The organism is Nostoc sp. DSM 114159 (genome assembly GCF_053470285.1).
Genome location: NZ_JBPFEH010000001.1, coordinates 7,338,230 through 7,351,308, shown reverse-complemented (window position 1 = coordinate 7,351,308; position 13,079 = coordinate 7,338,230). Strand labels below are relative to the sequence as shown.

8 protein-coding genes and 1 pseudogene are annotated in these 13,079 nt (G+C 38.3%); all 9 read left to right on the top strand.

Features of this window, described 5'->3' with window-relative positions; genetic code table 11:
• Nucleotides 1-25 precede the first annotated feature (25 nt).
• Nucleotides 26-1,432: an acyltransferase domain-containing protein gene (locus ACR5KR_RS31105; protein ID WP_448269196.1), complete on the top strand. Its 1,407-nt coding sequence runs from the start codon at nucleotides 26-28 to the stop codon at nucleotides 1,430-1,432.
• 52 nt (nucleotides 1,433-1,484) lie between these two features.
• Entirely contained in the window at nucleotides 1,485-2,339 is an 855-nt protein-coding gene (locus tag ACR5KR_RS31100; RefSeq protein ID WP_448269195.1) for a 3-hydroxyacyl-CoA dehydrogenase family protein, read from the top strand.
• A 19-nt stretch (nucleotides 2,340-2,358) separates the two neighbouring features.
• Nucleotides 2,359-2,607: an acyl carrier protein gene (locus ACR5KR_RS31095; protein WP_375501059.1), complete on the top strand. Its 249-nt coding sequence runs from the start codon at nucleotides 2,359-2,361 to the stop codon at nucleotides 2,605-2,607.
• A gap of 39 nt (nucleotides 2,608-2,646) precedes the next feature.
• Nucleotides 2,647-3,786, top strand: coding sequence for an acyl-CoA dehydrogenase family protein (locus ACR5KR_RS31090; protein ID WP_448269194.1), 1,140 nt, complete (start codon nucleotides 2,647-2,649; stop codon nucleotides 3,784-3,786).
• A 108-nt stretch (nucleotides 3,787-3,894) separates the two neighbouring features.
• Nucleotides 3,895-4,200, top strand: a complete 306-nt coding sequence (locus ACR5KR_RS31085; RefSeq protein WP_445629017.1) for a hypothetical protein — start codon at nucleotides 3,895-3,897, stop codon at nucleotides 4,198-4,200.
• 93 nt (nucleotides 4,201-4,293) lie between these two features.
• On the top strand, nucleotides 4,294-5,364 hold the full coding sequence (locus ACR5KR_RS31080; protein WP_445629016.1) for an HAD-IIIC family phosphatase: 1,071 nt from the start codon (nucleotides 4,294-4,296) through the stop codon (nucleotides 5,362-5,364).
• A gap of 38 nt (nucleotides 5,365-5,402) precedes the next feature.
• A pseudogene (locus ACR5KR_RS31075) lies at nucleotides 5,403-10,153 on the top strand (amino acid adenylation domain-containing protein).
• Nucleotides 10,150-11,553, top strand: coding sequence for a condensation domain-containing protein (locus ACR5KR_RS31070; protein WP_448269193.1), 1,404 nt, complete (start codon nucleotides 10,150-10,152; stop codon nucleotides 11,551-11,553). Before ACR5KR_RS31075 ends, ACR5KR_RS31070 begins: the two are co-directional and overlap by 4 nt.
• Nucleotides 11,554-11,768: 215 nt before the next feature.
• Nucleotides 11,769-13,025 carry a diaminobutyrate--2-oxoglutarate transaminase gene (gene ectB, locus ACR5KR_RS31065; RefSeq protein WP_448269192.1) on the top strand — a complete coding sequence of 419 codons (1,257 nt, stop codon included), beginning with the start codon at nucleotides 11,769-11,771 and terminating at the stop codon, nucleotides 13,023-13,025.
• Nucleotides 13,026-13,079: the final 54 nt, after the last annotated feature.

Genomic DNA, 13,079 nt, shown 5'->3' with positions numbered 1-13,079 from the left:
GTAGCTATTTTGGAGTTTGTAAACAATGCTTACTAGTCCTTCTCGTCCTTGGCAGTTATTAGTAATTTCTGCAAAGACCGACTCAGAACTAAAAACTGCTACTGTCAACCTTGCAGATTACTTGAGACAGCATCGTGACTTTAACCTTGCGGATATTGCTCATACATTGCAACGCGAACAAGAGGTTTTTAAGCATCGGCGGATGGTTGTTTGTCAGGATATTGAAGATGCTCTAGTTGCACTTCAAGATTCAAGGCGAGTGCTTACCAACATCCAAGAAACAGAAGAACGTCCTATAGCCTTTATGTTTCCTGGACTTGGTACTCATTACGTCAACATGGCTTGGGAAATTTACCAAGTCGAACCGGTATTTCGCGCATCAGTTGACTACTGTTGTGAATTTCTCAAACCCCTTCTTGGTCAAGATTTGCAAGATGTAATCTATCCACACAGAGCTTCTCAACAAGACCAGCAGTCTTTGAGAGAAGATTCTCCAGGTTTGGACTTGCGAAAAATGTTAGGTCGCACCCAGACACAAGCGGACGCAAAGATGGTAGCTGCTAAATCTTTACTCAATCAAACTCACCTCGCTCAACCAGCCATTTTTGTAATTGAATATGCCTTAGCAGAACTATTGATATCCTGGGGAATTCGTCCGGCGGCAATGATTGGCTATAGCATTGGTGAATATGTAGCAGCGACTTTAGCAGGGGTTTTATCTTTAGAAGAGGGTTTAACGCTAATTGCTGCAAGAGCGCAAATAATTCAAAAGTTGCCAGGTGGAGCAATGCTTGCAGTTCCACTTTCGCAAACAGAAATATCTCCCCTACTTAATGATAAACTCTCACTCTCTGCGGTCAATGGACCATATATGGGTGTAATCGCAGGTGAAACCAATGCTATAGAAGTTTTAGAACAACAGTTAACACAAAAAGGTTTAGCTTGTCGCCGTCTGGATACGTCTCATGCTTTTCACTCTCAGATGATGGAGGGTGCTACCTCTGACTTACGTGAGTTGGTAAAAACATTTAACCTGCAAGCACCAAAAATTCCCTATATATCTAACGTTACAGGAACTTGGATAACAGCAGCAGAAGCTACAAATCCCGATTATTGGGTTAAGCATCTTTGTCAACCTGTGTTGTTTGCTCAGGGTATGCAGGAGTTGTGGAAACAACAATATCCTATTTTGTTGGAAGTAGGCCCTGGACAGACTCTAGGTAGCTTTGCACTGCAATGTATAGAAAATAATTTAGCAGTTAGTCAAATTATCTTACCCTCTCTTAGATATTCTTACGATAATAAACCAGACTTAGCATTCTTACTTAAAACATTGGGTAGGCTTTGGTTAACAGGAGTGCAAATAGATTGGGCGAAATTTTATGTACATGAGCATCGTCATTCCATTCCTTTACCTGCCTCTCTTTTTTAATCCAAAAACTACCTTAAATACAATAATATCCAAAGGGAGATGAGTTGAAGTTATGAATATTCAAACAGTAGGTGTTGTTGGTGCAGGGGTAATGGGAATAGGGGTTGCACAAAACCTTGCTCAAACAGGCCATCAAGTAATACTCGTAGATATTTCGGAAAATACCCTGGATAAAGCTAAACACGAAATCAGGAATAATATCCGCTTTCAGGGTTTTTTCAAAAAAAGTGACAAAACAGAAACTCCAGATAGTATCCTCGACAAAATAGAGTTTTCTACAAACTATAAAATGTTAGAGAATTCAGATTTTCTAGTCGAAAATGTCACAGAAAAGTGGGATATTAAAAAAGAGGTATATCCTTTACTAGATTCTATCTGTCCAACAAATTGCGTATTCGCCGCTAACACATCAGCAATTCCCATTACCCAGATTGCTTCAGTTACTAAGCGTGCTGATAAAGTTGTTGGTATCCACTTTATGAATCCTGTACCAATGAAGCCGATGGTGGAGATGATTCGTGGATATCATACTTCTGATATGACAATTGAGATAGCAAAAAAAATGCTAGCTCAGATGGGTAAAGAATGTATTATTGTTAATGATTCACCGGGTTTTGTTTCTAACCGGGTGTTGATGTTAACTATTAACGAAGCTGTTTTTCTATTGCAAGACCAAGTTTCTACAGCAGAAGATATAGACAAAATCTTTAAAAGCTGTTTCGGTCACAAAATGGGGCCTTTAGAAACAGCAGATTTGATTGGTTTAGACACCATTTTATTTTCTATCGAAGTCTTATATGAAAGCTTTAACGATAGTAAGTATAGACCATGCCCCTTACTCAAAAAAATGGTAAATGCTGGATTACATGGTAAAAAAAGTGGTAAAGGATTTTACGCATATCATTAAATAGGAATAATCAAGACAAATGAACGAAATTCAAGCTAAAATCAAAAGCTTTCTGGCAAAATTTTTCGGTAATCATGATTTGCAACCAGATGAAGATATTTTTGCGCTCGGGTTTGTCAATTCTATGTTTGCCATGCAACTTGTTTTGTTTGTAGAGCAGGAGTTTCAGATTACCATTGAAAACGATGATTTAGAATTTGAAAATTTTCGCACAATCAACTCTATCGTCAATTTAATTGAACGTAAAACTACTATTCTTGTGCATTAATCAAATATACGTTGCCATTTTTATGGCATAAATGATATTATGAAGCTAGAACTATCTACCCAACAAAAAAATTATCAAGCTAAATTTAGAGCTTTTGTTAATGAGGAAATATGTCCTAGTGCTGGGGAATGGGATAGAAAAGAATTTACTCCACCAGAACTAATTAAGAAAATCACCGAACATGGTTTTCTCGGTGCCATATTACCCCAGGAATATGGTGGTAAAGGAATGGACATGATTACTTATGGTATTCTCAACGAGGAAATTGGACGGGGATGTTCTTCTGTGCGGAGTTTGCTCACAGTTCACAATATGGTTGCTTATGCTTTGTGTAAATGGGGAAATAAGTCTCAAAAAGAGTATTGGCTGCCCAAATTTGCATCTGGAGAAATCATTGCTGCTTTTGCACTAAGCGAACCTCATGTAGGTAGCGATGCCAAAAGTGTAGAAACAACAGCAACCCTTGCAGGTGATGCTTATATCTTAAATGGGCAAAAGAAATGGATTACCTATGGACAAATAGCAGATGTATTTTTGGTTTTTGCCAAATGTGAAGCTAAACCCACTGCTTTTTTAGTTGAAAAAAATAGCCCAGGACTTTCAGTCAAACCAATGTCTGGTATTTTAGGTGTTAGGGCTTCAATGTCAGCAGAATTGCTGTTTAATAACTGTCACGTTTCTTCAGAAAATCTAGTAGGTAAATTAGGATTTGGATTTTCCTACATTGCATCTTCTGCACTTGATTATGGTAGATATAGCGTAGCATCGGGTTGTGTAGGTATTGCTCAAGCTTGTTTAGAAGCTTGTATCAAGTATACAAATGAACGAAAACAGTTTGGCGTTTATCTCAAAGAACATCAATTAATCCGCCAAATGATTACTCAGATGATAACTAAAGTGAAAGCAGCAAGACTGTTATGTTATCAAGCTGGTTATCTCAAAGACATTAACGACCCCAACTCGATTATGGAAACTTCTATTGCAAAGTACTTTGCATCGACAGTGGCTACCAAAATAGCAAATGATGCCGTGCAAATTCATGGTGGCAATGGTTGTAGTAATGAGTACCCAGTTGAAAGGTATTTACGGGACTCTAAAATTATGGAAATTATTGAAGGTAGTACTCAAATTCAAGAAATTACTATTGCCGAATCAGGTTATCAGGATTATCTTTTTTAAATATTCCTGTTGGCTTAAAAAAATCTAATTTTCAATAATATTATTACTCTATAAATAAATATAATTAAATTCATAAAATAAAAAGAAGTAGATTCTTGGAGATTGTTTATGAAAGTTAAAACTAGTAACTCAATTTTGAGGATTAAAAATCCTAGTGAAAAAGAATTTTTAGAGCTTTGGAAGCAATATCAGCCTTTTTTAATTGAAGATGTTGCTAAACATTGGGATGCTTGTAGTAAATGGTCTAATGATTATTTGATAAAACAGTGTGGAAATAATATAGTTGATATACAGAATTTTGAAAAATATTTTTTTGAGGATTATAAGATATTTTCTTATGTTGGTGGTTATGAATATCGAAAAATAATTAAATACAAAGAATATATTTCGCACGGAAATAAACTGAGCTTTTGATTTAGCTACGAGCTATTAGCCAAGAACTCATAGCTGATAGCTAATAGCTGACGGCTCAAAGTAATAAGTAACCGAAGAGAAAGGGTTTAATATATGATTAGCATTAAAGAACAAGATGTAAATAGTAAAGAGAAAGATAAAAAAGTTATTAAATGTGTCGTTTGGGATTTAGATAATACTTTATGGCAAGGAGTTTTGCTGGAAGATGAGAAAGTTTATCTGCGAGAAAATATAGTAGAGATTATTCAGATTTTAGATAGTCGTGGTATACTTCAATCTATAGCTAGTAAGAATGAACCTGCTACAGCAATAGCCAAACTAGAAGAATTTGGTTTAAAAGAGTATTTTTTATATCCACAAATAAACTGGAACTCTAAAGCATCTTCTCTAAAAGAAATTGCTAATTTGCTTAATATTGGGATAGATGCGATCGCTTTTATTGACGATCAATTATTTGAATTAGAAGAAGTAAAATTTTCCTGCCCAAAAATCCTGTGTATTAATGCTGATGAAATAGGGTATATTGTCGATATGCCAGTCATGAATCCTCGTTTTATTACAGAGGATTCAAAATTAAGGAGGCTAATGTATCTTAATGATATAGAACGAAATAGTTTCGAGAAACAATTTATTGGAACTCAAGAAGAATTTTTAGCTACACTCAATATGACTTTCACTATCTCTTCTGCTCAAGAAGATGATTTACAAAGAGCCGAAGAATTAACAATAAGAACAAATCAATTAAATACAACTGGTTATACATACTCCTATGACGATCTAAATCAGTTTCGTCAATCTGATAAGCATAAAATGTTAATTAGTAGTTTAGAAGATAAATATGGTAATTATGGAAAAATTGGGTTAGCTCTTGTGGAATGTGAAGAAGTTGTGTGGACTCTAAAACTTTTGCTGATGTCTTGTCGTGTTATGTCTAGAGGTGTCGGCACAATTATGCTAAATCATATTATGAAATTGGCTAAAAACAATAATGTTCGTTTGCGGGCTGAGTTTATTTCAAATAATCGGAATCGCATGATGTACATCTCTTATAAGTTTTCAGGTTTTCAGGAAATGGATAAAAATGGAGATTTGCTAATTTTAGAAAACGATCTAAGTCGAATACAGCCTATCCCTGAGTATGTGAATGTCAAAGTTATAAATTAAAAAATATTGCTGGTTTTTGTAGTTTGACAGGGGAGATTATGGACAAAAAAAAAGATGAAATTTCAAAACGACGGTCAAAGCTTTCACTCGTGCAGCAAGAGTTTCTCAAAAAGCGGTTACAAGGTGAAATTCACTCTGACTTTCAATTAGAAGTTATTCCAAGACGTTCCCAAATAAGTCCGGCTCCCCTGTCCTTTGCTCAACAACGCTTATGGTTTTTGTCCCAGTTAGAGCCAAACAGTCCTTTCTACAACATCCCTGCTGCTGTTCGTTTACGGGGACAATTGAATCTAGGAGCATTGCAACAAAGTTTCAACGAAATTATCAGTCGCCATGAAGCGTTGCGAAGCAATTTCCAAACTAGAGAAGGGCAAGCAATATCTGTCATTTCTGAAACGGTGCCCTTAATATTACCAATATTTGATATTAGCGAGCTACCTTTAAATCAACAAGAAGCTGAAGTCAGACAACAGGCTTCCCAAGAAGCACAAAAACCTTTCGATCTCAACAGCGACTTATTACTGAGAGCAAAGCTGTTGAGACTTAGTAAACAAGAACATATATTATTACTGACAATGCACCACATTGTCTCTGACGGTTGGTCGATAGGTGTTATGGTGCGCGAATTAGCAACGCTTTATCAAGCCTTCTGTAATGGACAACCCTCACCGTTACCTGCACTACCCATACAGTATGTAGACTTCGCGGTTTGGCAAAGAGAATGGCTGCAAGGAGAAGTACTCGAAACTCAGATATCTTATTGGCTTAAGCACTTAGAGAACGCACCAAAAGTATTAGAGTTACCTACAGATCGCCCAAGACCAGCAATTCAGACTTTCCGGGGTGCAACCTACTCATTTAAGTTATCAAAAGAATTATCTGCATCCCTAAATAAATTAAGTCAGCAGCAGGGAAGTACTTTATTTATGATCCTGTTAGCAGGTTTCCAAACACTGCTATGGCGTTATACGGATCAGGAAGATATTGCGATCGGTTCACCGATCGCTAACCGCAACCGAACAGAAATAGAAGGGTTAATTGGATTTTTTGTCAATACCTTGGTATTGAGAACTAACCTGGCAGGAAATCCCAGCTTTGAAGAGCTACTAAAAAGGGTGCGGGAAGTAGCATTAGGAGCTTATGCACATCAGGATTTGCCTTTTGAGTTGTTAGTTGAGCAACTGCAACCACAGCGAGACTTAAGCTATACACCATTATTTCAAGTGATGTTTGTGCTTCAGAATGCACCGATGTCTGCGTTAGAGTTGCCTGGTTTGACTTTAACTCTTTTAGAAAGCAATAGTGATAGTGCCAAGTTTGATTTAACCCTACAAATGATAGAAACAGAGGAGGGACTAGTTGGAAGCTTAGAATACAATACTGATTTATTTGAAGAAAATACGATACATCGAATGGTGGGTCATTTGCAAACCTTGCTTGAAGGAGTTGTTGCTAATCCACAGCAACATTTGTCGGAGTTACCACTGTTGAGTGAATCTGAACGGCATCAGTTGCTTGTAGAGTGGAATGATACTGAGGTTGAATATCCTCAACAGCTATGCATCCATCAGTTATTTGAAGCGCAAGTAGAACGCACACCTGATTCTATAGCAGTAGTGTTTGAAGACCAACAGTTGACCTATCGGGAATTAAACACCAAAGCAAATCAACTAGCGCATTATTTACAAACTTTAGGAGTAAAACCAGAAGTATTAGTCGGGATTTGTGTAGAGCGATATCGCTCGATATGGTCATCGGACTATTAGCAATCCTCAAAGCGGGTGGTGCGTATGTACCTTTAGATCCGATGTACCCACCGGAACGTTTGGCCTTCATGCTAGAGAATGCCGACATATTCGTTTTGTTGACTCATAAACGGCTAGCAGAGCGGTTATCGGAGTACAAAGGGGATGTGATTTGTTTCGACGCAGATTGCGAAACCATTGCCCAAGAAAGCTCAGAAAATCAAGTCAGTGGTGTCACACCAGACAATTTAATGTATGCGATCTACACCTCTGGCTCAACAGGTAAACCCAAGGGTGCAGGAGTCTATCAGCGAAGCTTTGCAAACCTGATGAATTGGTTTGTGACGGAATTCGATTTTACCTGCAATGACCGTGTTTTACTGATATCTTCTTTGAGTTTTGATTTGACGCAGAAGAATATTTATGCCCCTCTTCTCGTTGGAGGTGAGTTGCACCTTTTATCATCTGGATGCTATGACGCTGCACAAATCGCTGAGTCCGTTTGTAACAAACAAGTGACGTGGCTCAACTGCACTCCGAGCGCCTTTTATCCATTGATAGATCAAGGTGATAAAAGCTTGTGTATGAAGAAGACGTTGAAGTATGTATTTTTGGGTGGTGAACCGATTTCAATCTCTAGGCTCAAGGTATGGCTGGACTCTATTCCCTGCAAAACACAAATTGTCAACACTTACGGCCCGACCGAGTGTACAGACATCTGTGCCGCTTATCGAGTTGCTCAACCAGAACAATGGCTAGAAAAATTAGTACCGATTGGGAAGCCGATCCATAATGCCAAAGTATACATATTAGATGAAAACCTCAAGCCTTTGCCTGTGGGTATGGTCGGCGAACTATATGTTGGTGGTGAAGGAGTCGGACGAGGATATATCAATAATATTGATCTGACTTTAGCTAAGTTTGTTTCCGATCCTTTCAGCAACAAGCCGGGCGCACGCCTATACAAGAGCGGGGATCTAGCTCGTTATTTAGCAGATGGTAATATCGAGTACCTTGGACGTATCGATCACCAAGTAAAAATACGCGGTTTTCGCATTGAACTCGGCGAAATTGAAGTAGCGATCAACCAATACCCAGCAGTAAAAGAAACTGTAGTTGTAGTCAGCGAAGAATCGGTAAATTCTAAACGTTTAGTCGCCTATATAGTTCCTCAAAAAGAGCAAACACTGGCAATTCCTGAACTACGTAGCTTCTTAGAGTCAAAGTTGCCACCCTACATGGTACCATCTGCTTTTGTCAGCCTAAAAGCGTTACCATTAACACCTAATGGCAAGATCGATCGTAAGGCACTACCTGTACCAGATACAGCAAGACCTGAATTAGGCAAAGAGCTAGTAGCACCTCGTAATTTTCTAGAAACCAAGCTGGCTGAAATTTGGACAGAAGTGCTTGGTGTGGATAAAGTGGGTATTTTCGATAACTTTTTTGAGTTAGGTGGTGATTCCATCCTTGCCATCGTAGTTATCACCAGGGCCAACCAGGCTGGTCTAAAACTGGCAGTTAAACAGTTATTTCAACATCAAACAGTTGCTGGTTTGGCAAGTGTGGCAGTTGCGAAAAAGGTACAACAAGCTGAACAAGGACTGATTACAGGTTTAGCTTCTCTGACACCAATACAATACTGGTTTTTTGAACAGAATCTACTCGAACCCCACTACTGGAACCAAGCAGTCTTACTAGAAGTTAAACAAGTTCTTGACCTAGCTGTATTAGAAAAATCCGTACAGCAACTGCTGTTACACCATGATGCTCTCCGCTTACGCTTTGAACAAACAGAGTCTAGCTGGCAGCAGGTTATAGCCAGTCCTGATGCAGAAGTACCCTGGATACACTTGGATTTCTCTGCCCTATCAGCAAGCGAACAAGAACTAGCTATCGAAACAGCTGCTACCAAATTACAAGCGAGTCTTAATCTCTCAACAGGCCCATTGATCCGAGTTGCTCTGTTCGACTTAGGGCAGCAACCAAGCCATTTGCTGATAGTCATTCACCATTTAGCCGTAGATGGCGTTTCTTGGCGGATTTTACTGGAGGATTTGGAAACAGTATACCAACAGTTAAGTCAAGGCAAAAAAGCGCAACTGCCAGCAAAGACAACTTCGTTTAAATATTGGTCGCAATGCTTACAGGAATATGCACAATCAGCTACCCTCCAGCAAGAATGGGACTATTGGCTGAGTCCATCTTGGCAGGAGGTTGCTCCTTTACCAGTCGATTTTTCTGACGGCGACAATACTGTGGAGCAAGTTCGGAACATCTCAATTTTTCTGACTGTGGAACAGACTCAAGCCTTGCTAAAAGAAGTACCAAAAGCTTACAATACACAAATTAACGATATTTTGCTCGCGGCATTAGTACAGGCTTTTTCTCAATGGACTGGCAATAGTTCTCTGTTGTTGGCTCTGGAAGGTCATGGGCGGGAAGAAATTTTCGATGATGTAGATTTTTCACGCACATTGGGTTGGTTAACTTCTATTTTTCCTGTACTATTAGATTTAGGAAAAACGTCTGATCCCGTAGAGGCGTTGAAAGTGGTAAAAGAGCAGCTGCGGGGCATTCCAAATAAGGGAATGGGCTATGGTGTCTTACGTTACTTAAGTCATGATACTACGAGAGTAGAGGCACTGCGATCGCTTCCCCAAGCTGAGGTCGTCTTCAATTACTTAGGTCAGTTCGATCAAACATTTTCGGACTCATCAATATTTAGAATCTCTCAGAAATCCCAAGGACAAACGCGCAGTTCGGGGAACCAGGAGACTTATACGCTAAATATCAATGCTTTGGTAATTGATAACCAGTTGAGAGTGAATTGGGCGTACAGCGAAAAAATACATCGACGAAGTACTATCGAACGATTAGCGCAAGAGTTTTTAGAAGCATTGCAAGTACTCATGACTCATTGTCAATCCCCTGAAGACAGAGGATATACACCTTCTGATTTTCCAGAAGCAGATTTGATTCAACAAGACCTCGATCGGTTTTTAGAGAAAATCAACCGAGGGAGTAAAAATAAAACAAGATGAAAGAAGATATCCAAGATATATATCCACTATCTCCGATACAGCATGGTATGCTTTTTCACAGTTTGCACGCTCCGGAAATGGAGCTATACCATGCACAGTCTGTCTACACCTTTAGTGGCAATTTGAACCTTGCGGCTTTTGAATATGCTTGGCAGCAAGTAGCAACCCGACACACAATGTTGCGTACTAGCTTCTATTGGGAAGAATTGGATAAACCACTACAAGTTGTGCATCGCCAAGTAGAAGTACCTGTAGAATATCAAGACTGGCAGGAAATCAATCCATTAGAACAGCAAGAGCGTTTACAGTCTTTTCTCAACAGCGATCGCCTGCGGCGTTTTGATTTTTCCCAAGCACCTCTAATGCGTGTGGCCATCATCCAGATTCAAGAACACGCTTACTATCTTGTTTGGAGTAGCAGCCTGATCGTTCTTGATGGTTGGTCATATCCATTGGTATTAAATGATGTGATTGAAATTTATGAAGCTTATTGTCAGGATAAGGATGCATCCTTAGCAGATGGCAGTTGCTTTAAAGATTATATCAAATGGCTCAAACAGCAGGATTCATCAAAAGCAGAGGAGTTCTGGCGACAGCATCTTCATGGAGTCAAAGAGGCCACTCCTTTAAGGAATTTAGAGTCAAACAACTTATCTCACTTAGAACAACGGTACGAGGATATAAAAATCAGTCTATCGGAAGCAACGACAAAAAATCTATATTTATTAGCAAGACAGCATCACCTCACTATGAGTACCCTCGTTCAGGGAGCTTGGGCTATACTTCTATATCACTACAGTGGCAAAAATGATGTAGTCTATGGCTGTACTACTTCTGGCCGTCCAGTAGATTTAGAGGGTTCGGAGTCAATGGTAGGGGAAATGGTTAATACCTTACCAGTAAACATCAAGGTAAATATGCATGAGTATTTATTACCTTGGCTTCAGCAATTGCAAAATCAGTTAATAGATATTCGTGAATATGAATATTATCCATTGGTAGATATTCAAAAGTGCAGCAAAGTTCGGGGTAACGTAACCTTGTTTGAGAGCATAGTGGTGTTCGAGAACCAAAAAACAGGTAAATTTCTGGAAGAATGGGGGAGTCTAAACATCTCTGAGAAAACTGAATATTACAAAACTAACTATCCTCTAACTATAGTTGGGTATCCTGGTTCAGAACTGACGATTGGAATTAATTATGATTTTCGCCGCTTTGATGGTGCAACAATCATTAATATATTAGAGCATTTAAAAATATTGCTCGAAGGCGTGGTGACGAATCCTCATGTACGTCTTCAGGAGTTATTGTTACTTACTGAGCAAAAACCCCATATTAAATTATCAATGTTAGAAACAGAAATGTCGTCATTGGATTTTGATTTTGTTTCCACCACTTAAATGGCTAGATAAAACTTAAACAATCAAAGTTAACAAAAAAATACCAAATTTAATTTCCAGCATTTTGATCTTGATTTATTTGTAATTAGAGAAGACGAAGGGGTTTTTGGCTTTTAGCGATCGCTCCTATAGACCCGAAGAGTCTTTTGAAGGAAAACCCCAAATTCAGCAATACCACATTAATTAATGTATTTTGTAATTCAAATAGAAAAGTCATGAATATATTTGAAAAGCGTGAATCAAACGTCAGAAGCTATTGCCGCAATTTTAGGACCATCTTTCATAGAGCTAAAGGTTCTATAATTTATTCTGAATCAGGTGAAGAATATATTGATTTTTTAGCAGGAGCAGGTGCTTTAAATTATGGACATAATCACGACTATATCAAAGAAAAGGTGATCTCATATTTAGATGCCGATGGAATAACACATGGTTTGGATATGTATACTGCGGCTAAGGAGAAATTTTTAGCCAAGTTTGATGAGGTAATACTAAGTTCAACAAAACTAGATTATCGCATTCAATTTTGTGGACCAACAGGAACAAATGCAGTTGAAGCTGCTTTAAAATTAGCGAGAAAAGTAAAACGAAGAACAGGTATATTCTCCTTCATGGGAGCATATCATGGAATGACTTTAGGGAGCTTGTCGATTAGTGGCAACATCGGAATTAGAGCAGGCGCAATTGGTACATCAAGTAATGTAAATTTCATGCCTTATCCTTATGGATTCATGGAAAGTTTTGACACAATAGAATATATAAATTCTGTTTTAAATGATGTCAACTCCGGACTTGAAAAACCAGCAGCAATAATCTTTGAAACAGTGCAAGCTGAAGGTGGGGTTGTTGTAGCTCCCATTGAGTGGATGCAAAGACTAAGAAGGTTATGTGACGAGAATGATATTTTATTAATCTGCGATGATATTCAGGTTGGCTGTGGTCGAACAGGCTCTTTCTTTTCCTTTGAAAGAGCAGATATTATTCCTGATATGGTAGTACTTTCTAAATCTATTAGTGGGTACGGATTTCCAATGTCACTATTATTAATTAAACCAGAATTGGATATATGGGAACCGGGTGAGCATAATGGTACTTTTCGGGGTAATCAATTGGCATTTATAGGAGCAACAGCGGCTCTAGAGTATAGAGAAAGTAGCAATCTCCAACAGGATGTCAAAGCCAAAGAACTTTTTTTGAAAAATTTTCTTAATCAAGAAATAGCACCAATTAGTGAAAATATAGCAATACGTGGAATTGGTATGATTTGGGGTATCGATTTAAAAAATTTTGGCGGCAATAGTTTTGCTAAAAGTATAACATCGCGTTGTTTTGAGCTAGGATTAATAGTTGAACGCGCAGGTAGAAATGATACTGTAATTAAAATTTTGCCACCTTTGGTAATTGATATGTCTACCTTAGAAAAAGGTTGTTCAATTATCAAAGAAGCTTTTAATGACTGTATGTCAAATTAAATTGGCATAATAGTATTCATAATTCAGTAAGTAGTTTGTTATCAGGAAAACAAT